The sequence below is a fragment of the Streptomyces sp. NPDC101118 genome (assembly GCF_044759445.1).
Lineage (GTDB): Bacteria > Actinomycetota > Actinomycetes > Streptomycetales > Streptomycetaceae > Streptomyces.
In genome coordinates this window covers 384,567-408,123 of the sequence record NZ_JBIVZG010000003.1, presented here as the reverse complement: position 1 = coordinate 408,123, position 23,557 = coordinate 384,567, and the positions used below count along the sequence as shown (strand labels likewise).

The window sequence follows — 23,557 nt, the reverse complement described above, 5'->3', positions numbered from 1 at the left end:
TGCGACCTCGCCGACTTCCATACTGTCCGCCTGCTGGGCAGCAGTGAGTGCCGCGTCGCAGGCCCCGCGTGAGGCTTTGGCCGTAGGCTGGCGGCATGTCTACCCATGCGAAGCGTGAACGACTGCTGCTGGCCGATCTGTTGGAGCAGGCGGGGCCGGACGCGCCGACCCTGTGCGAGGGCTGGCGGACACGGGAGCTGGCCGCGCACGTGGTCGTGCGGGAGCGGCGGCCCGACGCGGCGGGCGGTCTGCTGCTGAACGTGCTCAAGACGCGGCTGGACCAGGCGATGGCGGAGTACACGGCCAAGCCGTACGAGGAGCTCATCCGGCTGATCAGGACGGGTCCGCCGAAGATGTCGGTCTACGCGCTGAAGCAGATCGACGAGGCGGCGAACGCGGTCGAGTTCTTCGTGCACGCGGAGGACGTGCGGCGGGCGCAGCCGGACTGGAGCCCGCGGGAGCTGGACCCGGTGTTCGCGGACTCGCTGTGGGCCAGGCTGGAGAAGCTGGCCCGGCTGACCGGCCGGAAGTCGCCCGTGGGCCTGGTGCTGCGGCGGCCGGACGGCCGGACGGCGGTGGCGCACAAGGGCACGCCGGTGGTGACGGTGACCGGCGAGCCGGGCGAGCTGACGCTGTTCTGCTTCGGCCGCCAGGACGCGGCCCGCATCGAGCTGGACGGCGAGAAGACGGCGGTGGCCCAGCTGACCACGGCGAAGCTCGGCATCTGATCCGGGGCGGGTACGCGGTCCCGTCGCGAGCAGCCGGTACGCGGCCGCCGCCGGCACCGATGCCGGTCGGCTTTCGATCCGCCGCCGGTCCACCTCCCCGAACCGGGGCTCCCCCTCCTCGAAGCTGCTGGGAGCCGGCCCGTGGTGTGTGGGGGAGGTGCTTGACGCGTCGTGGCAGGCTGGTCCGGAGGCAGGCCCGGGCCTGGGGTGGCCGAAGGCCAGGGGCGAAGCCCCCTTGCCCCAGGGGTGGGCCTGCCGCAGGGCCTGCAGGCCACGACGCGTCAAGCACCGAGGGGACCCACACACCACGGGCCGGCGGACGGACAGCGGACCAACGGACGGCGGACCAACGGACAGCGAACCGCCGGCGAACCGACAGCAAACCGCCGGCGAACCGAGCGAATCACCGGCAAACCAGCCCTCAGCCGAAGGCCAGCTCCGCCCGCCGGACGGCGGGGGCCGAGGTGCCGACGATCGCCCCGGCCATGCTGAGCAGCCCGCCCGCGACGAAGACCGGCACGGTGCCGAAGAGGCCGGCCGCAAAGCCGAAGACCGGGTAGGTCATCGGGGCCATGCCCACGGCGGTGAAGGCCATGACGGAGCTGACCCGGCCCAGGTAGCGGGCGTCGGTCGCGCTCTGGATCAGGGCGACGGCCAGGCCGCCGCACACCCCGCAGACCTGCCCGGTGACCAGGGCCAGCACCACGGCGGCGGGCAGGCTGGGGGTCAGCGCGAGGGCGCCTATGCCGGCCGAGCCGACGATCAGGGTGGCGTTCTGCACGGCCCCGGCCTTCGGCACCCGGGGGACGAGCGTGAGGACCAGGGCGCTGGAGGCCGCGCCCACGCCGAAGGCGCCGACGATCCAGCCGACGCCGGAGGGGCCCCAGTGGCGTTCCCCGGCGAGCAGGATCAGGCCGAGGGTGAGGGGCGCGGAGATGCCGAGCTGGCTGAGCGCCCCGGAGACGACGAGCGGGCCTATCACCGGGTGCCGCCTGATGTAGGCCAGGCCCCGGCGCAGCTGCTGCCAGGGGGACTCGGCCGACGCGGTCCCGCGGTCCGGCGGGCCGGCGGTCCCGTCCGCCGAGCACCCACCGCCCGCACCCCCAGCAACCGCACCCCCACCGCCCGCACCCCCACCAACCGCACCCCCACCAACCGCACCCCCACCAACCGCAGCCGGCCCAACCGCAGCCGGCCCAGCGGAGCCGCCGCCCGGCGCCAGGTCCGGCACCGGGGTGATGCGTACGGCCAGCAGCAGGACCAGCGAGACGGCGAACAGCGCGCCCGCCACGGCGAAGGCCGCGCCCGGTCCGGCCACGCCCATGGCCAGGCCCGCCAGGGGCGGCCCCGCGGTGTGGCCGACGCGTTCCACGAGGTTGCGCATGCCCTGGACGCGGACGAGCTGGCCGGGGCCGGCGATCCGGGGCGGGAGTGCGCCGACCGCGGGCATGAAGAGCGCGTCGACGGCGCCGAAGAGCAGGGCGACCAGGGTGAGGGCCCACAGGCCCGGGGTGCTCGTCCAGACGGCCGCGGCCACCGCCAGGACGACCGCGCAGCGCACGGCGTCGGAGGAGACCACGACCAGGCGGGGTCCGAAGCGGTCGGCGACCACTCCCCCGCCGAGCATCAGCAGGGCCCTCGGCACGGCTCCGGCGGCCATCACCACACCGGCCTCGGCGGGGCCGGCCGCGCGGGCCGCCGCCCAGCCCAGCGCGAGGAAGTACACCCCGTCGCCGATCAGCGATGCGGCGTAAGCGAACAGCCAGCGCAGTACGTTCCCGTCGCGGTACGCGGCCTTCGGGCCCACCCGACCTCACCCCCCAGTTGGTCTGGACCATATTAGGGGTGGTGGGGTGGTGCGGGCGGGCCCGGCAAGCGAATTGCCGCGGCGCGGGGCGGCCGGTCAGCGGACCGGGTGGCCCGCCTCGCGGAGGCTGTCCTTGACCTGCGAGATCCGCAGGTCGCCGAAGTGGAACACCGAGGCGGCCAGCACCGCGTCGGCGCCCGCCTCGATCGCCGGCGGGAAGTCCGCCAGCCGGCCGGCGCCACCGGAGGCGATCACCGGGACGGTCACGTGCTTGCGCACGGCCGCGATCATCTCGATGTCGTAGCCGTCCTTGGTGCCGTCGGCGTCCATCGAGTTGAGCAGGATCTCGCCCGCGCCCAGCTCGGCCGCCCGGTGGGCCCACTCGACCGCGTCGATGCCGGTGCCCCGGCGGCCGCCGTGGGTGGTGACCTCGAAGGACCCGGAGGGGGTGCGGCGGGCGTCGACCGACAGGACGAGCACCTGCCGTCCGAAGCGCTCGGCGATCTCCTGGATCAGCTCCGGCCGGGCGATGGCCGCCGTGTTGACGCCCACCTTGTCCGCGCCGGCCCGCAGCAGCTTGTCCACGTCCTCCGCGGTGCGCACGCCGCCGCCCACGGTGAGCGGGATGAAGACCTGCTCGGCGGTGCGGCGCACCACGTCGTAGGTGGTCTCGCGGTTGCCGGAGGAGGCGGTGATGTCGAGGAAGGTCAGCTCGTCGGCGCCTTCGGCGTCGTAGAGCTTGGCCATCTCGACGGGGTCGCCCGCGTCGCGCAGGTTCTGGAAGTTGACGCCCTTGACGACCCGGCCGTTGTCGACGTCCAGGCAGGGGATGACGCGCACGGCGAGGGTCATGCCGCACCTCCCCGGTAGGCCTCGACCTCGACCTCGACGACCAGGTTGGGGTCGACGAGACCGGCGACGATCACCATCGTGCTGGCGGGGCGGGCGGCGTCGAAGAGCTCCTTGTGGGCGCGGCCCACCTCGTCGACGTCCCGGGCGTGGGTCAGGTACATGCGCGTCCTGACCACGTGCTCGGCGCCCAGCCCGACCTGGGCCAGGGCCTTCAGGGCCACGTTGAAGGAGTTGACCGTCTGCTCGTACGGGTTGCCGTAGCTGGCCGCACCGTCGACCACCGAGGTGCAGCCGGACACCAGCACCATGCCGTTGGGGAGCTCGACCGCGCGGGAGTACGCGATCACGTCCTCCCAGGGGCCGCCGGAGGAGATGCGCTTGACCTCGGTCACCGGGACACCGCCTCCAGGGCCTCTTCCAGGGTGAACGCCTTGGCGTACAGGGCCTTGCCGACGATGGAGCCCTCGACGCCCAGCGGCACCAGCTCGGCGATGGCGCGCAGGTCGGCCAGCGAGGAGACGCCGCCGGAGGCGACGACGGGCCGGTCGGTGGCGGCGCAGACGTTCTTCAGCAGCTCCAGGTTGGGGCCGGTGAGCGTGCCGTCCTTGGCGATGTCGGTGACGACGTAGCGAGCGCAGCCCTCGGAGTCGAGGCGGGCGAGCGTCTCGTACAGGTCGCCGCCGTCGCTGGTCCAGCCGCGGCCCTTGAGGGTGGTGCCGCGCACGTCGAGGCCGATGGCGATCTTGTCGCCGTGCTCGGCGATGGCCTTGGCGGCCCACTCAGGGGTCTCCAGGGCCGCGGTGCCGAGGTTGACGCGGGTGCAGCCGGTGGCCAGGGCCTTGGCGAGCGAGGCGTCGTCGCGGATGCCGCCGGACAGCTCGACCTTGATGTCCATGGCGCGGGTGATCTCCGCGACCAGGTCGCGGTTGTCGCCGGTGCCGAAGGCGGCGTCGAGGTCGACCAGGTGGAGCCACTCGGCGCCCGCGGCCTGCCAGGCGAGGGCCGCCTGGAGCGGGGAGCCGTACGAGGTCTCCGTGCCGGACTCGCCGTGGACGAGGCGGACGGCCTGGCCGTCGCGCACGTCGACGGCGGGGAGGAGTTCGAGCTTCTTCTCGGCCATCAGAGGGTGCCAATCCAGTTGGTGAGGAGCTGTGCTCCGGCGTCGCCCGACTTCTCGGGGTGGAACTGCGTGGCCCACAGGGCGCCGTTCTCCACGGCGGCGACGAAGGGCTCGCCGTGGGTGGCCCAGGTGACCTTGGGGGCGGTGATCCGCGGGTTGGTGACCTCCAGCGTCCACTCGCGCACCGCGTAGGAGTGCACGAAGTAGAAGCGGGCGTCGGCGTCGAGGCCGGCGAACAACTGGCTGTCCGCGGGCGCGTCGACGGTGTTCCAGCCCATGTGCGGGACGACGGGGGCCTTGAGGGGCTCGACCGTGCCGGGCCACTCGTCGAGGCCCTCGGTCTCCACGCCGTGCTCGATGCCCCGCTCGAAGAGGATCTGCATGCCGACGCAGATGCCCATCACGGGGCGGCCGCCGGACAGCCGGCGGCCGACGATCCAGTCGCCGCGGGCGTCCTTGAGGCCCTGCATGCAGGCGGAGAAGGCGCCGACGCCGGGGACCAGGAGTCCGTCGGCGTCCATCGCCTTGTCGTAGTCGCGGGTGATCTCCACGTCGGCGCCGACGTGGGCCAGGGCCCGCTCGGCGGACCTGACGTTGCCGAAGCCGTAGTCGAAGACCACGACCTTCTTGCCGCTCTTCGCGCTCATTCCCAGATTCCTTGGATCCGCAGGACTCCGGCGAGCAGACACATCGCGGAGCCGATGGCCAGCAGCACGACGATGCCCTTGGGCATCTGCTGCTTCTGGAAGGAGTAGACGCCGCCGGCCAGGAAGAGGCCGACGACGATCAGGATGGTGGACAGGCCGGTCACGGTCAGAGGGCGCCCTTCGTGGAGGGCAGGATGCCGGCGGCGCGCGGGTCGCGCTCGGACGCGTAGCGCAGGGCCCGGGCCAGCGCCTTGAACTGGCACTCCACGATGTGGTGGGCGTTGCGGCCGTACGGGACGTGCACGTGCAGGGCGATCTGCGCCTGGGCCACGAAGGACTCCAGGATGTGCCGCGTCATCGTGGTGTCGTACTCGCCGATCATCGGCGCCATGTTCTCGGGCTCGGTGTGCACGAGGTACGGGCGGCCGGAGAGGTCGACGGTGACCTGGGCGAGAGACTCGTCCAGCGGCACGGTGCAGTTGCCGAAGCGGTAGATGCCGACCTTGTCGCCCAGGGCCTGCTTGAAGGCGGCGCCGAGCGCGAGGGCGGTGTCCTCGATGGTGTGGTGCGAGTCGATGTGCAGGTCGCCGTCGGTCTTGACCGTGAGGTCGAAGAGGCCGTGGCGGCCGAGCTGGTCGAGCATGTGGTCGTAGAAGCCCACGCCGGTGGAGACGTCGACCTTGCCGGTGCCGTCGAGGTCTATCTCGACGAGGACCGAGGTTTCCTTGGTGGTCCGTTCGACCCGTCCGATGCGGCTCATGCCTGCTGCTCCTTCTTCAGTGCGCGAACCGCTTCCAGGAACGCGTCGTTCTCCGCCGGGGTGCCCGCGGTCACCCGCAGCCACCCGGGTACTCCGTTGTCCCGGACCAGGACGCCCCGGTCGAGGATCCGCTGCCAGGCGGTGTGGGAGTCCTCGAACCTGCCGAACTGCACGAAGTTCGCGTCGGACTCGGTGACCTCCCAGCCGATCGCGCGCAGTTCGGCGACCAGCCGGTCCCGCTCGGCCTTGAGCTGCTCGACGTAGCCGAGCAGGGTGTCGGTGTGCTCCAGGGCGGCCAGGGCCGTGGCCTGGGTGACGGCCGACAGGTGGTACGGCAGTCTCACCAGCTGGACCGCATCGACCACGGCCGGGTGCGCGGCGAGATAGCCCAGGCGCAGCCCGGCCGCGCCGAATGCCTTGGACATGGTCCGGGAGACCACCAGGTTCGGCCGGCCCTCGATGAGGGGCAGCAGCGAGTCCCGGTGGCTGAACTCCACGTACGCCTCGTCCACGACCACCAGGGAGGGCTTGGCCGCCTGGGCCGCCTCGTAGAGGGCGAGGACCGTCTCCGCCCCGACCGCCGTGCCGGTGGGGTTGTTGGGCGAGGTGATGAAGACGACGTCGGGGGCGTGCTCGGCGATGGCCGCCGCGGCCGCGTCGACGTCGATGGTGAAGTCCTCGCGGCGGGGGCCGGAGATCCAGCCGGTGCCGGTGCCGCGGGCGATCAGGCCGTGCATCGAGTACGAGGGCTCGAAGCCGATCGCGGTGCGGCCGGGGCCGCCGAAGGTCTGCAGCAGCTGCTGGATCACCTCGTTGGAGCCGTTGGCGGCCCAGACGTTCTCCTTGGCGACCGGGTGCTTCCCCGTGCGGGTGAGGTACTTCGCCAGCTCGGTGCGCAGCTCGACCGCGTCCCGGTCGGGGTAGCGGTTGAGGGTGCGGGCCGCCTCGGCGACGCGCTCGGCGATCCGGCGTACGAGCGGCTCGGGCAGCTCGTAGGGGTTCTCGTTGGTGTTCAGCTGGACGGGCACGTCGAGCTGCGGGGCGCCGTACGGGGACTTGCCGCGCAGTTCGTCCCTGATGGGGAGGTCGTCGATGCCGACGCCGTCGTACGAGGTCACTGGCCGGGCACCTTCCAGCCGAAGCGCGCCTTGAGGGCGGCGCCGTGCGCGGGGAGGTCCTCGGCCTCGGCCAGCGTCACCACGTGGTGGGTGACCTCGGCGAGGGCGTCGCGCGTGTAGTCGACGATGTGGATGCCGCGCAGGAAGGACTGCACGGACAGACCGGAGGAGTGGCAGGCGCAGCCGCCGGTGGGCAGCACGTGGTTGGAGCCCGCGCAGTAGTCGCCCAGGGAGACCGGGGCCCAGGGGCCGACGAAGATCGCACCGGCGTTGCGGACCCGGGCGGCCCGGGCGGCGGCGTCGGCGGTCTGGACCTCCAGGTGCTCGGCGCCGTACGCGTCGACGACCTTGAGGCCGTCCTCCAGGTCGCGGACCAGCACGATGGCGGACTGCCTGCCGGCCAGGGCGGGCCTGATCCGGTCCTCGACGTGCCGGGTGGCCGCGACCTGCGGCTCCAGCTCCTTCTCGACGGCGGCCGCGAGCTCCTCGGAGTCCGTGACGAGCACGGCGGCGGCCAGCGGGTCGTGCTCGGCCTGGCTGATCAGGTCGGCGGCGACGTGCACCGGGTCGGCCGTCGCGTCGGCGAGGATCGCGATCTCGGTCGGGCCGGCCTCGGTGTCGATGCCGATGCGGCCGGTGAAGTAACGCTTGGCGGCCGCGACCCAGATGTTGCCGGGGCCGGTGACCATGTTCGCGGGGGCGCACTCGTCCGTGCCGTACGCGAACATCGCGACGGCCTGGGCGCCGCCGGCGGCGTACACCTCGTCGACGCCGAGCAGCGCGCAGGCGGCCAGGATCGTCGGGTGCGGCAGGCCGTCGAACTCGGCCTGCGGCGGGGACGCGAGCGCGATGGACTCGACGCCCGCCTCCTGGGCCGGGACCACGTTCATCACGACGGACGACGGGTACACCGAACGGCCGCCGGGCGCGTAGAGGCCCACCCGCTCGACGGGCACCCACTTCTCGGTGACGGTGCCGCCGGGGACGACCTGGGTGGTGTGCTCGGTGCGGCGCTGGTTGGCGTGGACGATGCGGGCGCGCCGGATGGACTCCTCCAGGGCGGCGCGTACGGCGGGGTCGAGCCCGGCCAGTGCCTCGGCGAGGGCCTCGGCGGGCACCCGGATGCGCTCCAGGGTGACCCCGTCGAACTTCTGCGCGTACTCGATCAGCGCCGCGGTGCCGCGATGATGCACGTCCTCGCAGATGGGCCGCACCTTGTCCAGGGCGGCTTCCACGTCGAACTCGGCACGGGGCAGCAGATCGCGCAGGGCTCCACCCTCGGGGAGGGCGTCGCCGCGCAGGTCGATACGAGAGATCACCCTCCGATTCTCTCAGACCGTCCACCGGCACCGGTCGTCCGTATCACTGGCTGATACACGCCCCGGATGTCACACCCGGCGGTTACCTTGCGGTGGACTGGGCCGACGGGGAACGGGGGGCCGTGGTGGACGAGACCCGCGCCGAGGGGGCGCCGGAGGATCTGACCGAGCCGGAGCTGCGGATGTGGCGGGCGTTCCGGACGGGCAGCGTGTGCGACCTCTCGGCGCACGCCGAGGACCTGGACGACCCCTTCGCCGACCGCGTGTGGGGACCCGGGCGGAGCGTGCGTGCCGAGGTCGTGGCGCTGCTGCTGCTCAGCGGGCCGCCGCCGGTGCCGGGCCGGGTTCATTCGCTCAAGCTGCGCGGCGCGCGGATCATGGGGAGGCTGGACCTGTCGGGCGGCTCGGTGGAGCCGTACGTGGAGCTGCAGTCCTGCCGGTTCGACAACGAGCTGCTGCTGCCGGAGGCGAAGTTCACCACGCTGCGGCTGGTGCGCTGCGCGATACCCCGGATTGAGGCGGCCCGGCTGCACACCGAGGGCGACCTGCACCTGCCGCGCTGCCGGGTGGCGCGCGGGATCCGGCTCACGGACGCGCAGATCGGCACGGACCTGCTGATCAGCCAGCTGGTGGTGCAGCGGGACCGGCGCGGCCGGGCGATCGCCGCGGACGGCATGTCGGTGGCGCAGGACTTCCAGGCCGAGATGCTGGAGGCGTACGGGGAGATCAGCCTGCGCGGCGCGAAGGTCGGCGTGTCGATGAGCCTGCGCGGGGCGAAGCTGCGCAACCCGTACGGCAGGCGCGCGCTGAACGCCCCGCAGCTGACCGTGGAGCGGACCCTGTACCTCACGTCGGTGGCGGTGGACTCGGAGTCCGGCTCCACTCCCCCGTACGGCATCAGCAACACGCCGGTGCGCGGGGCGCGGGTGCAGCGCTTCGACTGCCGGGGCGGGCTGCGGCTGGACGACGGCCGGTTCGGCGACGCGGTGGACTTCTACGGGGCGCGCTTCCTGCTGGCCTCCGACCAGGAGGTGTCGCTGCGCCGGATCCAGACGCCGGAGCTGCGGTTCGTCGGGGAGCGGCCGGAGCACGGGCGGGTGGTGCTGTCGGGGGCCAAGGTGGTGAAGCTGGTGGACACCTCGCTGAGCTGGCCCGGCCCGGGCGGCTTCGCGATGGACGGCTTCTCGTACGAGCACCTGGCGCCCCGCGGGCACTTCCCGCTGGTGCGGCGGCTGGAGTGGGTGGAGGCGGCGACGCCGGAGTACTCGCCGGAGCCGTACGAGCGGCTGGCGGCGGTGCTGCGCAACAGCGGGGAGGACGCGGACGCCCGGGAAGTGCTGCTGGCCAAGCAGCGCAGGCGGCGCGAGACGCTGCCGCTGGCGGGCAAGCTGTGGGGGCTCGTGCAGGACTGGACGGTGGCCTACGGCTACCGGCCGGGCCGCGCGGCGCTGTGGATGGCGGTGCTGTGGGCGGCGGGCGCACTGGCGTTTTCGCGCCATGATCCGCCCGCCATCAAGCCCGACGAGCACCCGGAGTGGAACCCGGTGCTCTACGCCCTGGACCTCCTGCTGCCGGTGATCAACCTCGGGCAGGACGGGTACTGGCGGCTGGCCGGGACCTGGCAGTGGGTGGCGGCCGCGCTGGTGCTGCTGGGGTGGATCCTGGCGACCACCGTGGCGGCCGGGGCCTCACGGCTGCTCAGGCGGGGGTGACGCGTGGGCCGTCCGGGCCATTACCCTGACGGTCGTGACCACCGTTCGCCTGCCGCTCTTCCCCCTGAACTCGGTGCTGTTCCCGGGGCTCGTCCTGCCCCTGAACGTGTTCGAGGAGCGCTATCGCGCCATGATGCGGGACCTGCTGAAGTCCGGTGACGACGAGCCGCGCCGGTTCGCCGTCGTCGCGATCCGCGACGGCCGCGAGGTGGCGCCGACGGCCCCCGGCCTGCCCGACCAGACCACGCTCCCGGAGAAGGGCCCGGCGGCCGGCTTCGGCGCCGACCCGCTCCAGGCCTTCCACCGGGTGGGCTGCATCGCGGACGCGGCCACCATCCGCGAGCGCGAGGACGGCAGCTTCGAGGTGCTGGCCACCGGCACGACCAGGGTGCGGCTGGTGTCCGTCGACGCGAGCGGCGCGTACCTGGTCGCCGAGCTGGAGGAGCTGCCGGAGGACCCGGGTGACGGGGCGGGCGCGCTCGCGGAGGGTGTGCTGCGCGCCTTCCGTACGTACCAGAAGCGGCTGGCGGGGGCCCGGGAGCGGTCCCTGACCACGGCGGCGGAGCTGCCGGACGAGCCCTCGGTGGTGTCGTACCTGGTCGCGGCGGCCGCCGTGCTCGACATCCCGGCGAAGCAGCGGCTGCTCCAGGCGCCGGACACGGCGACCCGGCTGGCGGAGGAGCTGAAGCTGCTCCGGTCGGAGACGGCCGTGATCCGCCACCTGCCGTCGCTGCCGGCGGTGGACCTGACGCGGGCGCCGACGAGCCCGAACTGAGCGGGGACGGTCGTGGCGAAGAAGACGAAGCAGGCGGCCGGCACCCCGGCCACGGTGGCGCTGGCGGCCGCCGGCACGGAGTTCACCGTGCACGCGTACGAGCACGACCCCTCGGTGGCCTCGTACGGCGACGAGGCCGCGGCCGCGATGGGCGTCTCCCCCGACCGGGTGTTCAAGACCCTGATCGCCGAGGTCGACGGCGCGCTCGCGGTGGCGGTCGTGCCGGTGGCGGGCTCCCTGGACCTGAAGGCCCTGGCCTCGGCGCTGGGCGCGAAGAAGGCCGTGATGGCGGACCCCGCCGCCGCCGAGCGGTCCTCGGGCTACGTGCGCGGGGGCATCTCGCCGCTGGGCCAGCGCCGGAAGCTGCCCACGGTGCTGGACTCGTCCGCCTCGGGGCACCCCACCATCTGCGTGTCGGCGGGACGGCGCGGCCTGGAGGTCGAGCTCGCCCCGGCCGACCTGGCGGCGCTCACCGGCGCGGTGCTGGCGCCGATCGGCCGCGGGTAGCACGGGCCCCCTCCCCTGCGTACGGGTGAGCCCCCGGCCGGCACTCCGGTCGGGGGCTCACCCGTACGGCCGTACGGCCGGCCCGGCTACGACGAGGCGGTGGTGTCGCGCGGCGTGTCCCGCGGGGCGTGCACGTGGGGCGGCGGGTACTCGCCCGGCCAGGTGAGCTCCGGGGCGGGGTCGCGCGGACCCCACATCGCCACGCACCCCAGGTGCACGGCCACCGCCGTCATCGGCCAGACCAGCAGCACCCCGTGCGCCAGCAGCTGGAGCGGCGCGTCGAACGGCACGCCCTTGCCGGCGGCCTTCGCGGCGGCGACCAGGTCCCGCGACGGGCCGAGCTGGATGCCCAGGCGCCAGCCCAGCAGCGCGGCCAGCACGGACCCGACCGCCAGGCCCACCACGACGGCCACCCCGCCGCGCTTGAGCAGCAGGAAGGCGAGCAGGCCGCTGAGCAGCCCGAAGCCGAGGGAGAGCAGGAAGAAGGTGCCGTCGGCGCCGATCCGGCCCTCGTTCTCGGTGTCGGCGAGGAAGACGGCCTCGCCGTTGGAGACGTACTGCACCCGGGGGGCCAGCCACGCCCACAGCAGCGCCAGCAGCGCTCCGGCGACGAAGACGGCCAGCGTGACCGCCGCGCCGTCCTTGAGGGACTGGGCCAGGGAGGGCGAGGTGGGCTGGTCCGGCTCCGGTTCGGCCGGATGGGCGGGCACGGTGTTCGCTTCGGTCACCCCGACATCGTGCCAGGTGACCGCCGTCCCCGCGTCAGCGGACCGCTGCCCGCCGGTACGCCCAGGTGGCGAGGGCCAGGGACACGACCCCCACGGCCCCGCACACGGCCAGGTCCAGCAGGACCACGGGCCAGTCCGGGTGCGGCGCGAAGGTACGGGCGAAGGCCTCCACCCCGTACGTGGAGGGCAGCAGGTCCCGTGCCCACACGATCACGGCGGGCATCCGCTCCGGCGGCAGCACGCCCAGCAGCAGCGCGGCGGACATGCCGAGCTGACCGGCCAGCGTCGCCAGCTCCTGGCGCGGGGCCAGCAGTCCGAGGGCGGCGCCGAGCCCCGCGAGCGCGGCGCCGGCCAGCGGCACGACGGCCGCCAGTACCCACAGCCCGCCCATCGGCAGCCCGAACAGCAGACAGCCGAACACGGCCGTCACCAGCGTCCCCGGCACGGTGAAGGAGGCGTACGCGGCGGCGGCGCCCAGCACCACGGAGGCCGGCGGAACCGGCAGCGTGGCGTAGTGGTCGAGCCCGCCGCCGGCCCGCAGCTGGCCGAAGTACTGGGCCAGCAGGTTCAGGGCGACGAAGGCCACGACCAGCACCGAGGAGCCGGCCACCACGGCGCGGGCCTCCGAGCCGCCGTCCACCACGCCCCGCATCAGGATCATGATCCCGACGGACTGGAAGGTCGCGACGAACAGCAGCGGGATCCGCGCCACCCGGGCGCGGGAGAGCTGCGCCCGGTACACGGCGGCGAGGGCGGGCAGCAGCCGGGCGCGCGGGGCCAGCGGTGCGGGTCCGGTCGTGCCGGCGGGCGACGGCCCGGCCGCGCCCGTGGGCGCCGGCTCGGCGGCACCGCCGGGCAGGGGCCCGGCGGCACCCGTGGGTGCCGGTTCGGCAGCGCCGGTGCCCCTCGCGTCGAGAGCGGCCTCGGTCATCCCTTCACCAGCCCCTTCGTCCGCCCGCCGAGCGCGAGGTACACGTCCTCCAGGCTCGGCGTGGCGAGGGTGAAATCGTCCAGGGCCGCGAAGGCCGGCCCGCCGGTCACGGCGGCGACGGCCGCGCGTGCCTCGTCCGGGCCCATCCGCAGCACCCACTTGCGCCCCGCCTCGGAGGCCAGCGGGCGCAGCGCGGCGACCTCCGGCACGTCCAGCGGCGGCACCGAGCGCCACACCAGCTCCAGCCGCACCTCGTCCGCGACGCGCGCCTTGAGGCCGGCGGGGGTGTCGCAGGCGATGACCCGGCCCCGGTCGACGACGGCGACCCGGTCCAGGACGGTCTCGGCCTCGATCACGTTGTGGGTGACCAGCAGGACCGTCGTGCCGCGCTCGGCACGCCGCCGGTCGACGGCGGACCACACGGCCCGCCGGGCCACCGGGTCCATGCCGGTCGTGGGCTCGTCCAGCACCAGCACCGGCCGCTCCCCGACGAGGGCGGTCGCGAAGCAGGCCAGCCGCCGCTGCCCGCCGGACAGCTTCTTGAGGGGCCGGCCGGCGATCTCGGTCAGGGCCAGTTCGGTGAGGACGGCGTCCCGCTCGGCCCGCGCCTCGCGGGCACCGAGCCCGCGCAGCCGGGCGGTGGTCTCCACCGCCAGCGACACGGTCAGCTCGTCCAGGGCCGTGGACTCCTGGCCCAGGTAGGCCAGCAGCCGGGAGGCCCGCTCGGGATGGCGCACGAGGTCGTGGCCCAGCAGTTCGACACTGCCGGAATCGGGGCGCAGCAGGCCGGTCAGCTGGCGTACGAGGGTGGACTTGCCGGCGCCGTTGGGGCCCAGCAGCCCGAAGACCTCGCCGCCGCGCACCTCCAACGAGATGCCGTCGGTGGCCCGTACCTCGGGCATGGCGGGCGTGCCCCGCCCGCCGCGCAGTGCGGGGTACGTCTTGACCAGGTCGCGCACCACGCAGACGGTCCCCGAGCCCCCCGGTGTCCCCGTGGAGGGGGTCCGATCGCCCTGTTCCGCCTGTGCCGTGCCCGTGCTCACGAGGGAGCAGCCTACGGGGTTGCCCCGCTCCCCACGCCGTCGGGGCGCGCCATCGGCTGCGGCTCGGGCACGCAGGCACCCGTCTCGACCTCGCCGAGGCAGCCCCACGGCCCGCCCGCCGGCTTGGGATCCATCTGGAAGAGCAGCCGGGGCCGGACCGGAGGCCCCTCCGTGACCAGCGGCCTGCCGCCGTCCTCGATCCGCACCGCGGGGTGCCGGCCCTCGGTGTCCTCGTAGTACGCGTCGATGTGCCACCGGCAGGTCTGGCCGGCCCCGATGAGGGCCGTCACCTGGAGGCCGCCCGGCGCCTGGCCGTTGCCCAGGTCGATCTGGAACTCCTCGAAGAACGGCCTGCCCTGCGCCTCCCCCTCGTCCGCGACGAGCGCCACCTCGGAGCGCTCCCCCACGTCCCAGGCGATGCCGGCGACGGAACTGTTGCCCGCCGGGACGTTGACGACGAGCGTCTGGGCCGACGAGGGCACGCAGGAATCGACCCTGGCCCGCATGTCCTTGACCGAGAGACCGGCCTGGCGGTCGCTGAAGAGGGTCAGCCGGAACCGCTGGGCGTGGGCGGAGGTCGCGTTCGGGATCATCGGCGCGAACTCGACGAGCCGTCCCCCCAGCGGCTGCAGCAGCGCCCAGACCCTCCTGCCGAAGCCCTTGGAGTCGCTGCTGGTGCGCATGCGGATGGCGGCCAGGCGCTCCTGTTCGGCCGCCGTGAGCCGGTGGTCCAGGACGATCATCCAGACGCCGGGGAAGTCGGCGTCCGCGGTCGTGCGGTCCGGGTGGGTCACCTGCGCGGTGAAGGGCTTCTCCGCCCGGTCGATCCGGTCCTCCGCGTCCTTCGTCACCTTGATGACGGTCTCCGCGGTGGCCGCGTCGAGCGCGAGGGAGACGAGGTACGCGCCGAGGGCCCCTGCGAAGGCCGCCACGACCGTGACCACGAGGTACCGCCAGCGCTGGCGCCGGGGCAGCTCGCGCACGCCGGGCGCGGCGTTGTCCAGGTACGTCGACCAGGCGGTGGGCGGTGGCGGCGCGGGCGGCTCCGCCGGCTGCGTACGGTCCGGTGCCTCAGCCATCCACGCCTCCTCAGGGAGCCGTGCGGCCGGCTCGGTTCCGGATGCTGGCAGCGCCCGGGGGCGCGCGGCAACGGCCCCAGGGGTGGCGGAACGCGGCAGATCGTGGCGGGTGGGTTACTCCGCGACCGGGGCCGGCGGGGCCGTGGCCGTGAGGTGTTCCGCGGCCGCGCGTACGTCGATCTCGCGCCAGAAGCCGGCCCTGATCGCGTAGCGGTCGTGCTCGTCGATCTGGTCGTCCTTGTGGGCGAGGAGGCCGAAGCGGGCGGCGTAGCGCAGCAGCTCGCCGTCGATGCGGTGCGGGATGCGCGGGTACAGGGCCGCGAGCTTCTGGAGGTGGACGCTCTCCGGGAGGCGTTCCATCCAGCGGCGGGCGAAGACCTGGCCCACCTCGAAGGGGTCGCCGCCGACCGTGGTGATGTCCTCCTCCCGGTCGGCCCACCGCTGCTCGGCGGAGGTGAGCTGGGCGAGGGTGGGCAGGGAGGCGGTCTCGGCGGGCTCGCCGAGGGGGCCGCCGCGCTCGATCCACCCCTTGTCGGAGGACCAGCGCAGGGTGGCCGTGCCGCCGGCGGGCGCGGGCTGCTGCTGCCCGCCGGGACCCGGGGCCGGGGCCGGGCCCGGCGCCCGGAGGCCGGCGAGGTCCTTGGGCGTGGGTACGGGCCGCCCGCCGGCCGGCGCGGGTACGGGTGCCCCCGCGCCGTCGTGGCCGCCGTCGGCGGGGGCTCCGGCTCCCGGCACTCCGGGGCCGGGAACCCCCGTACCGGACAGGCCGGGGACGCCGGGGCCGGGGACGCCCGGTCCGGACAGGCCGGCCGGCGGGACGCCCGTGGCCGGCAGGCCCGTACCCGGCAGGCCGGAGCCGAGGCCCGGGTTGGGGAGGCCGGGGGCGCCCGTGAGGACCGGGGCGCCGCCCAGACCGGTCTCCGGGCGGCCGACGGCCACCGCGTTCCTGGCGGCTTCGGCGAGGGCCGCCTCCGGGAGCGGGGCGGAGAGGATGGCGGCGATCTCGGGGCCCGGCGCCGGGGCGGGGGCGCAGATGCCGGTGGTCTCCTTGGCCCGGACGGCCCCGGTGATCCACGCGCGGTCCAGCACGCGCCGCTCGTCGGCCTCGGCGACCAGGTCCTCCGACTGGTTGTAGTCGCCGTCGGCCGCCTGGACGGCCCAGAGGTGGACGGCCACGCCGTGTTCCTTCGCGGACATCAGGCCGGGCAGCAGATCGCCGTCCCCGGTCACCAGCACCACGTCCGAGCAGGCGCGGTTTCTGGCCAGCTCGGTGAGCTCGGCGTGCATGGCGGCGTCGACGCCCTTCTGGGCCCAGCGGCCGTCACTGCGGGTCAGGGCGCCCAGCCGCACGGTGACCCGGGGCATCACGCGCAGTCGCCGGTGCTCGGGCTGCGGCACCCGGTCGGGCGCGCCGTCGAACCAGTAGATGCGGAGCAGGGGGCGTTCGGTGTCGGCCTCGGCCCGCTCCCGGAGGCCCTGGATCAGGGCGGCGTGGTCGACCGTGATCCGGGAGCGCGAGGGCTCCCCTGCGAGGAGACTCGCGGCGGCGCCCAGCAGGTAGCCGGCGTCCACCAGGACGACGCAGCGGTCCACGCGTTCCACCCTCTTCCATGAGAGCACTGCTTCCCGGAGTTTTCCCCGAGTCTGCCCGAGAGCAAGGGGGTTGACGGCCGGAACTCGATCATCGGCGTGGCGGATCCCACGGTTCCACCGACTACGCACAGTAAAGATCCAAAATGCGTGGGTTATGGGGGTGTGTGAGTGTGAAGGCGGCCCTGGCCCCTAGACCCCCACAGGAGGCTTCACCATGGCCAAGAACAAGAACCGCCAGCAGCCCTCCAAGCAGCAGGCCCGGTCGTCCCAGCAGGACCAGAGCAGGGGCGCCCAGGAGTCCGTCTCCGAGCCCGCGTCCTCGGCCCCGAGCCCGATGGACATGGCCCGGAAGGGCAAGCAGAAGCGGTTCGGCCACAACTGACGCCCCCCGCTGTAGTGACACGAAGGGCGCGCCCGGAGGACCCGGCCGCGCCCTTCGGCGTGTGCGCCCGGCGTGCGCGAAATCGGCGTGTACACGCCCGCCGAATGGTCGTACCGGATGACTAACGGACCGCCGGTGCGTGGAACGGATGGCGGCGGGCCGCACGTCGCGGCCCCTCCCCCCTCCCCCACCGAGGTGAACGATGACCCCCACCACCCCCACCGGTCCCGCCCGTCGCACCAAGAAGGTCGCCGCGGCCAAGAGCGCGGACGACACCGCGAAGACCTCCCCGAAGACCCCCGCGAAGACCTCCGCCAGGACGGGGGCCAAGCCCGCCCCGCGCCGCAGGTCCGCCTCCGCGGCCAACGGGGTCGTCGGGTCCGGCGAGTACCGGTCGGGACCGGTGGCCGGCATCGCACTGGTCTCCGGCCGGACCTTCGAGGACAAGGGCGTCCCGTACGCCGATGTCGACGGGATGGCGGTGTTCGAGGGCGACATCGTCCTCGGCACCGTGCAGGAGCTGGAGAACCCGGCCTCCTCTGACACCGGGATGGTGCTCCACTCCCTGGGCATCACCGGTGAACGGTTCCGATGGCCCGACGCCACCGTCCCGTACGAGATCGACCGCACCCTCCCGAACCCCCAGCGCGTCACCGACGCCATCGCGCACTGGGAGAACCACACCCGGATCCGGTTCGTCCCGCGGACGCCGGCCCACCAGGACTACGTACGCTTCGTCCCGGGCGACGGCTGTACGTCGAACGTGGGCCGCCAGGGCGGCAGGCAGCACATCACCCTGGGCAGCGGCTGCAGCACGGGCAACGCCATCCACGAGATCGGCCACGCGGTGGGCCTCTGGCACGAGCAGAGCCGCGAGGACCGCGACCAGTTCGTCAGGATCGTGTTCTCGAACATCGACCCGGCGATGCAGTTCAACTTCCTGAAGCAGATCTCCGACGGCGACGACCTGGGGCCCTACGACTACGGCTCGATCATGCACTACCGGCCCACGGCCTTCGCGATCGACGAGTCCAAGCCGACCATCATCGCCAGGCAGCCGCTGCCCCTCGGCGTGGTCATGGGCCAGCGCAACGGCCTGTCGCAGGGCGACATCGACGGGGTCCACGCGATGTACCCGGAGCCTGCCAACGCCGTCAAGACTCCCCTGGCGGACCCCGCCGGGCCGGCCCTCCCGACCGGCAAGTCCCTCTACAAGGACCCCATCGTGGACCTGAAGGGCTCCGGCAAGGACCCGATCAAGGACCCGGTGCACGACGTCAAGATCCCCGTCCTGGAGGGCCTGGCCGGGCTCGGCGTCCCCTTCGTCCTCGCCACCCCGCACCAGGCACCCACCGTGAACGGCGGGCAGGGCGACGGGCTGGCGGAGCAGGTCCGCCAGCTCGCCCAGGTCGTGGCGCTGCTGCAGCAGAACCTGGCGACCGCGGTGAACAGCCAGCAGGCCCTCGCGTCGCAGCTGGGCTCGCTGCTGGCCGGCGCCGGACCGGCCCGATGATCCTGGTCGTCGCCTACGACGAGGACCACGCCCTCGGGGTCGTCCGCCGGCTGGAGTCGGCCGGCCGCGAGGTGGTCCGCATCGACCTGGCCGACTTCCCCGCCCGCGGCGCGATCACCATCGACTACGCCGCGGGCGGGGAGCCCGCCCACCTGCTGACGCCGCCCACCGGACACGTCCGGCTCGACCGGTGCCGGGTCGCGTGGTGGCGCCGGGTACGACCGTTCACCGTCGACGGGGCGGTGGGGGCGCCGCGGGACCAGCTGTTCGCGGCGGGCGAGACGGGCCAGGCGCTGCACGGCCTGCTGCACTCGCTGGACTGCACCTGGGTCAACCCGCCCGCGCTGGACTCCATGGCGCACCACAAGCCGTACCAGTGGGCGGTGGCCCGCCGGGTCGGGCTGACGCTGCCCCGCACCCTGGTCACCAACGAGCCGGAGCGGGCGCGCCGGTTCATCGGGGAGGTGGGCGTGGGACGGACCGTCTTCAAGGCCTTCGTCGCCGCCACCGAGGACGCCTGGCGGGAGACCCGGCTGGTGAAGGCGGAGTACCTGGACCGGCTGGACTCCGTGCGCTTCGCTCCGGTGATCTTCCAGGAGTTCGTGCCCGGGGCCGACCTGCGGGTGACCGTGGTCGGCGACCGCGTCTTCGCCGCGGAGATCGACGCCTCGGCCACCAGCTACCCCGTCGACATGCGGATGGTGGTCGGCGAGGCCACGGTGAAGCCGGTGGCGCTGCCCGCCTCCGTCACCCGTGCGCTGCTGCGCCTGATGCGGGCCCTCGGCCTCGTGTACGGCGCCGTGGACCTGCGCCGGCGCCCCGACGGGCAGTACATGTTCTTCGAGGTGAACCCGGCGGGGCAGTGGCTGTTCGTGGAGGAGCGGACGGGCCTGCCCATCACGGCCGAGGTGGCGTCCCTGCTGTCCCGGCTCGACGACCGGGGCGAGCCGGCGGGGGCCGCCCGGCCGATGGCGGGGCGTACGGCATGAGCGAGACCGTACGGGGCTTCGTGGCCCTCCCGCCGGACGCGCCCTCGGTGGTGGCGGCCCGGGTGCTGGTGGAGGTGCGGGACGTCTCCCTGGCCGACGCGCCCTCCACGGTGGTCGGCGCCCAGGTCCAGACGGACGTCCCGCTGTCGCCGGGCGGCCGCATCGCCTTCGGCGTCGAGGTCGCGGCTCTGGACCCCGCGGCCTCCTACGGGCTTCGGGTCCACGTGGACCTCTCGGGCACCGGCCTCCTCGAACCCGGCGATCTGATCAACACCGAGGCGGTCCCGGTCGTCGCCGGGACCGGGCAGGAGCTGGTCGCGCCGGTGGACGGGATCTGAGCGTCCCGGCCCCCGCCGGCGGGGGCCGGGACGGCCGGCTAGCCGGCCAGGCAGGACGGGCCGAGGAGGACCTTCAGGTCGCCGAAGAGGGCGGGGTCGGGCTGGACCCGGTGCCGGTCGAGCCGGAGCACCGTGGTCGTGCGGGGGCCCTGGAGCTTGATCCGCACCTCGGTGTTGCCCTTGTGGTGGCGGAGGATCTCGCCCAGGCGGGTCACCATCGGCGGGGTGACCTTGAGCGCCGGGATGGTCAGGACCACGGGCGCGTTGGTGCCGGCGGACGAGAGGTCCGGGACCATCAGCTCCATGGCGACCAGCCGGGGCACGTCCTCGCGCTTGTCGAGGCGGCCCTTGACGAAGACCACGGCGTCCTCGACCAGCTGGGTGGACACCAGCTGGTAGGTGGCCGGGAAGAACATGCACTCGATGGAGCCGGCCAGGTCCTCGACGGTGGCGATGGCCCAGGCGTTGCCCTGCTTGGTCATCTTGCGCTGGAGGCCGGAGATGATGCCGCCGATGGTGACGACCGCGCCGTCCGCGTGCTCGCCGCCGGTGAGCTGGGAGATGCCGGCGTCCGTCTTGTCGGAGAGGACGTGCTCCAGGCCGAAGAGCGGGTGGTCGGAGACGTACAGGCCGAGCATCTCGCGCTCCTGGGCGAGCAGGTACGACTTCTCCCACTCCACGTCCGAGAACTCGACGTCCAGGCCGAAGCCCGGCTCGCTGCTGTCCTCGTCGCCCATGCCGCCGAAGAGGTCGAACTGCCCCTCGGCCTCCTTGCGCTTGACCGCCACCACGTTGTCGATCATCGGCTCGTGGTGGGCGACCAGGCCCTTGCGGGTGTGGCCCATCTCGTCGAAGGCGCCGGCCTTGATCAGCGACTCGACGGTGCGCTTGTTGCAGACCACGGCCTCGACCTTGTCGAGGAAGTCCGGGAAGGAGACGTACTTCCCCTTGGACTTGCGGGTCTTGATGATCGAGTCCACGACGTTCTGGCCGACGTTCCGGACGGCCGTGAGACCGAAGAGGATCACGTCGTCGCCCTGGGCGGCGAAGTTCGACTCCGACTCGTTCACGTTCGGCGGGAGCACCTTGATGCCCATGCGGCGGCACTCGTTCAGGTAGATCGCGGACTTGTCCTTGTCGTCCTTGACCGAGGTGAGCAGACCGGCCATGTACTCGGCCGGGTGGTTGGCCTTGAGGTACGCGGTCCAGTAGGAGACCAGTCCGTACGCGGCCGAGTGGGCCTTGTTGAACGCGTAGCCGGCGAAGGGGACCAGCACGTCCCAGAGGGCCTGGATGGCCTCGTCGCTGTAGCCGTTCTTCCGGGCGCCGGCCTGGAAGATCGTGAAGTTCTTCGCCAGCTCCTCGGGCTTCTTCTTGCCCATGACGCGGCGGAGGATGTCGGCCTCGCCGAGGGAGTACCCGGCGATGATCTGGGCGGCCTTCTGCACCTGCTCCTGGTAGACGATCAGGCCGTAGGTGACCGCGAGCACCTCTTCGAGCGGCTTCTCCAGCTCGGGGTGGATCGGGGTGATCTCCTGCTGCTTGTTCTTGCGCAGCGCGTAGTTCGTGTGCGAGTTCATGCCCATCGGGCCCGGCCGGTACAGGGCGGACACGGCGGAGATGTCTTCGAAGTTGTCGGGCTTCATCAGCCGCAGCAGGGACCGCATGGGCCCGCCGTCGAACTGGAAGACGCCGAGGGTGTCACCGCGCTGGAGCAGCTCGAAGGTCTTGGGGTCGTCGAGCGGCAGGGCCAGGAGGTCGATGTCGATCCCCTTGTTGGCCTTCACCATCTTGACGGCGTCGTCCATGATCGTGAGGTTGCGCAGGCCGAGGAAGTCCATCTTCAGCAGGCCGAGCGACTCGCAGCTCGGGTAGTCCCACTGGGTGATGGTGACGCCGTCCGTGTGCCGCACCCAGACGGGTACGTGGTCGGTGATCGTCTCGCTGGACATGATCACGCCGGCCGCGTGCACGCCCATCTGGCGGACCAGGCCCTCGACGCCCATGGCGGTGTCGATGACCTTCTTCACGTCCGGCTCGTTCTCGTACATCCCGCGGATCTCGCCGGCCTCGCCGTACCGCGGGTGCTTGGGGTCGAGGATGCCGGAGAGCGGGATGCCCTTGCCGAGGACGTCGGCGGGCATGGCCTTGGTGAGGCGGTCGCCCATGGCGTACGGGTAGCCGAGGACGCGCGCGGAGTCCTTGATCGCGTTCTTGGCCTTGATGGTGCCGTACGTGCCGATCATGGCGACCTTGTCGGCGCCGTACTTCTCCGTCACGTACCTGATCACCTCGACGCGCCTGCGCTCGTCGAAGTCGATGTCGACATCGGGCATCGAGATGCGCTCGGGGTTGAGGAAGCGCTCGAAGATCAGGCCGTGCGGGATGGGGTCGAGGTCGGTGATGCCCATGGCGTACGCGACGATCGAGCCGGCCGCGGAGCCTCGGCCGGGGCCCACCGCGATGCCCTGGTTCTTGGCCCACATGATGAAGTCGGCGACCACGAGGAAGTAGCCCGGGAAGCCCATCGAGATGATCGTGTCCATCTCGTACTCGACCTGCTTCATGCGGTCCTCGGGGATGCCGCCGGGGAACCGGCGGTGCATGCCCCGCATGGTCTCCTCGCGGAACCAGGTGACCTCGGTGTAGCCGTCCGGGATGTCGAACTTCGGCATCAGGTTCCGGAACTTGAACATGCCCTCGGTGTCGATCTGGTCCGCGACCAGCCGGGTGTTGGCACACCCCTCCTGCCAGGCGTCCGAGGAGTCGATGGCGTACATCTCCTCCGTGGACTTCAGGTAGTAGCCGGAGCCGTCGAAGCGGAAGCGGTCCGGGTCCGAGAGGTTCTTGCCGGTCTGGATGCAGAGCAGGGCGTCGTGGGCGGTCGCCTCGCTGGCGTAGGTGTAGTGCGAGTCGTTCGTCACCAGCGGCGGGATGCCGAGCTTCTTGCCGATCTCCAGCAGGCCGTCGCGGACCCGGCGCTCGATCTCGATGCCGTGGTCCATCAGCTCCAGGAAGTACCGGTCCTTGCCGAAGATGTCCTGGTACTCGGAGGCCGACTTCAGGGCCTCGTCGAACTGGCCGAGGCGGAGCCTGGTCTGCAGCTCGCCCGAGGGGCAGCCGGTCGAGGCGATCAGGCCCTCCGACCACTGGCTGATGGTCTCCTTGTCCATGCGCGGCCACTTGGTCAGCCAGCCCTCGGCGTACGCGTCGGAGGACAGCCGGAAGAGGTTGTGCAGGCCGGTGGCGTTCGCCGCCCAGATCGTCTTGTGCGTGTAACCGCCGGAACCGGAGACGTCGTCCCGCTTCTGGTGCGGCTGGCCCCACTGGATCCTGCGCTTGTTGCGCCGGGACTCGGGGGCGACGTACGCCTCGATGCCGATGATCGGCGTGATCTCGGCCTTCTGGGCGGTGTGGAAGAAGTCGTAGGCGCCGTGGAGGTTGCCGTGGTCGGACATGGCGATGTGCGTCATGCCCATGTCCTTGCAGGCGGCGAACATGTCCTTGAGCCGCGCGGCACCGTCCAGCAGCGAGTACTGAGTGTGTACGTGCAGGTGCGTGAACGGCGTCTTGGCCACGGCGCTGGACCTCCGGAGAACGTTCGCCGACGGGATGG

23 protein-coding genes are annotated in these 23,557 nt (G+C 72.9%); 8 read left to right on the top strand and 15 right to left on the bottom strand.

Annotation, left to right across the window (positions count from 1 at the left end; genetic code table 11):
- Positions 1–95: 95 nt before the first annotated feature.
- Entirely contained in the window at positions 96–728 is a 633-nt protein-coding gene (locus ACIQUQ_RS07775; protein ID WP_403972443.1) for a TIGR03085 family metal-binding protein, read from the top strand.
- Between the two features lie 421 nt (positions 729–1,149).
- Here ACIQUQ_RS07775 and ACIQUQ_RS07770 read toward each other — a convergent pair whose 3' ends face one another.
- From ACIQUQ_RS07770 to hisD, 9 genes are all read right to left on the bottom strand, one after another.
- Positions 1,150–2,535, bottom strand: a complete 1,386-nt coding sequence (locus ACIQUQ_RS07770; protein WP_403972441.1) for an MFS transporter — start codon at positions 2,533–2,535, stop codon at positions 1,150–1,152.
- Between the two features lie 96 nt (positions 2,536–2,631).
- Positions 2,632–3,387, bottom strand: coding sequence for an imidazole glycerol phosphate synthase subunit HisF (gene hisF, locus ACIQUQ_RS07765; RefSeq protein WP_403972438.1), 756 nt, complete (start codon positions 3,385–3,387; stop codon positions 2,632–2,634).
- On the bottom strand, positions 3,384–3,779 hold the full coding sequence (locus ACIQUQ_RS07760; protein ID WP_399939898.1) for a RidA family protein: 396 nt from the start codon (positions 3,777–3,779) through the stop codon (positions 3,384–3,386). The genes hisF and ACIQUQ_RS07760 overlap by 4 nt, the downstream gene beginning before the upstream one ends.
- Positions 3,776–4,507: a bifunctional 1-(5-phosphoribosyl)-5-((5-phosphoribosylamino)methylideneamino)imidazole-4-carboxamide isomerase/phosphoribosylanthranilate isomerase PriA gene (gene priA / locus ACIQUQ_RS07755; protein ID WP_403972435.1), complete on the bottom strand. Its 732-nt coding sequence runs from the start codon at positions 4,505–4,507 to the stop codon at positions 3,776–3,778. Before priA ends, ACIQUQ_RS07760 begins: the two co-directional genes overlap by 4 nt.
- Entirely contained in the window at positions 4,507–5,154 is a 648-nt protein-coding gene (gene hisH, locus ACIQUQ_RS07750; protein ID WP_403972432.1) for an imidazole glycerol phosphate synthase subunit HisH, read from the bottom strand. Before hisH ends, priA begins: the two co-directional genes overlap by 1 nt.
- On the bottom strand, positions 5,151–5,318 hold the full coding sequence (locus tag ACIQUQ_RS07745) for a hypothetical protein (RefSeq protein WP_403660748.1): 168 nt from the start codon (positions 5,316–5,318) through the stop codon (positions 5,151–5,153). Before ACIQUQ_RS07745 ends, hisH begins: the two co-directional genes overlap by 4 nt.
- A gap of 2 nt (positions 5,319–5,320) precedes the next feature.
- Entirely contained in the window at positions 5,321–5,914 is a 594-nt protein-coding gene (gene hisB / locus ACIQUQ_RS07740) for an imidazoleglycerol-phosphate dehydratase HisB (protein ID WP_125645881.1), read from the bottom strand.
- A complete protein-coding gene (locus ACIQUQ_RS07735) occupies positions 5,911–7,032 on the bottom strand; it encodes a histidinol-phosphate transaminase (RefSeq protein ID WP_403972429.1) in 1,122 nt (373 codons plus the stop codon). Before ACIQUQ_RS07735 ends, hisB begins: the two co-directional genes overlap by 4 nt.
- Positions 7,029–8,351 (bottom strand): histidinol dehydrogenase, encoded by a 1,323-nt coding sequence (gene hisD, locus ACIQUQ_RS07730; protein ID WP_403972427.1) that lies wholly within the window; start codon positions 8,349–8,351, stop codon positions 7,029–7,031. Before hisD ends, ACIQUQ_RS07735 begins: the two co-directional genes overlap by 4 nt.
- Positions 8,352–8,533: 182 nt before the next feature.
- Here hisD and ACIQUQ_RS07725 point away from each other — a divergent pair, with 182 nt between their 5' ends.
- From ACIQUQ_RS07725 to ybaK, 3 genes are read left to right on the top strand one after another with little or no spacing between them, the layout of a single operon-like run.
- A complete protein-coding gene (locus tag ACIQUQ_RS07725; RefSeq protein WP_403972894.1) occupies positions 8,534–10,063 on the top strand; it encodes an oxidoreductase in 1,530 nt (509 codons plus the stop codon).
- Positions 10,064–10,097: 34 nt separating this feature from the next.
- Complete coding sequence (locus ACIQUQ_RS07720; protein WP_403972424.1) at positions 10,098–10,838, top strand: LON peptidase substrate-binding domain-containing protein; 741 nt, start codon at positions 10,098–10,100, stop codon at positions 10,836–10,838.
- A gap of 12 nt (positions 10,839–10,850) precedes the next feature.
- Entirely contained in the window at positions 10,851–11,345 is a 495-nt protein-coding gene (gene ybaK, locus ACIQUQ_RS07715; protein WP_403972422.1) for a Cys-tRNA(Pro) deacylase, read from the top strand.
- A gap of 86 nt (positions 11,346–11,431) precedes the next feature.
- On the opposite strand, the gene ACIQUQ_RS07710 is transcribed toward ybaK, so the two are convergent.
- From ACIQUQ_RS07710 to ACIQUQ_RS07690, 5 genes are all read right to left on the bottom strand, one after another.
- Entirely contained in the window at positions 11,432–12,073 is a 642-nt protein-coding gene (locus ACIQUQ_RS07710; RefSeq protein ID WP_403972419.1) for a hypothetical protein, read from the bottom strand.
- Positions 12,074–12,107: 34 nt separating this feature from the next.
- Complete coding sequence (locus ACIQUQ_RS07705) at positions 12,108–13,004, bottom strand: ABC transporter permease (RefSeq protein WP_403972417.1); 897 nt, start codon at positions 13,002–13,004, stop codon at positions 12,108–12,110.
- Positions 13,001–14,047, bottom strand: a complete 1,047-nt coding sequence (locus ACIQUQ_RS07700) for an ABC transporter ATP-binding protein (protein ID WP_403972414.1) — start codon at positions 14,045–14,047, stop codon at positions 13,001–13,003. The genes ACIQUQ_RS07705 and ACIQUQ_RS07700 overlap by 4 nt, the downstream gene beginning before the upstream one ends.
- A gap of 11 nt (positions 14,048–14,058) precedes the next feature.
- Positions 14,059–15,126, bottom strand: coding sequence for a hypothetical protein (locus ACIQUQ_RS07695; protein WP_403972412.1), 1,068 nt, complete (start codon positions 15,124–15,126; stop codon positions 14,059–14,061).
- Between the two features lie 114 nt (positions 15,127–15,240).
- The gene (locus ACIQUQ_RS07690; RefSeq protein ID WP_403972410.1) at positions 15,241–16,728 is read right to left on the bottom strand and encodes an NYN domain-containing protein; all 1,488 of its coding nucleotides are present in this window, start codon (positions 16,726–16,728) and stop codon (positions 15,241–15,243) included.
- 205 nt (positions 16,729–16,933) lie between these two features.
- Here ACIQUQ_RS07690 and ACIQUQ_RS07685 point away from each other — a divergent pair, with 205 nt between their 5' ends.
- From ACIQUQ_RS07685 to ACIQUQ_RS07670, 4 genes are all read left to right on the top strand, one after another.
- A complete protein-coding gene (locus ACIQUQ_RS07685) occupies positions 16,934–17,101 on the top strand; it encodes a hypothetical protein (protein ID WP_403972408.1) in 168 nt (55 codons plus the stop codon).
- A gap of 202 nt (positions 17,102–17,303) precedes the next feature.
- A complete protein-coding gene (locus ACIQUQ_RS07680) occupies positions 17,304–18,614 on the top strand; it encodes a M12 family metallopeptidase (RefSeq protein ID WP_403972406.1) in 1,311 nt (436 codons plus the stop codon).
- Complete coding sequence (locus ACIQUQ_RS07675; RefSeq protein ID WP_403972404.1) at positions 18,611–19,603, top strand: MvdC/MvdD family ATP grasp protein; 993 nt, start codon at positions 18,611–18,613, stop codon at positions 19,601–19,603. Before ACIQUQ_RS07680 ends, ACIQUQ_RS07675 begins: the two co-directional genes overlap by 4 nt.
- Positions 19,600–19,941, top strand: coding sequence for a YbaY family lipoprotein (locus ACIQUQ_RS07670; protein WP_403972402.1), 342 nt, complete (start codon positions 19,600–19,602; stop codon positions 19,939–19,941). Before ACIQUQ_RS07675 ends, ACIQUQ_RS07670 begins: the two co-directional genes overlap by 4 nt.
- A 38-nt stretch (positions 19,942–19,979) precedes the next feature.
- Here ACIQUQ_RS07670 and dnaE read toward each other — a convergent pair whose 3' ends face one another.
- Positions 19,980–23,519, bottom strand: a complete 3,540-nt coding sequence (gene dnaE, locus ACIQUQ_RS07665; RefSeq protein ID WP_403972400.1) for a DNA polymerase III subunit alpha — start codon at positions 23,517–23,519, stop codon at positions 19,980–19,982.
- Positions 23,520–23,557 lie beyond the last annotated feature (38 nt).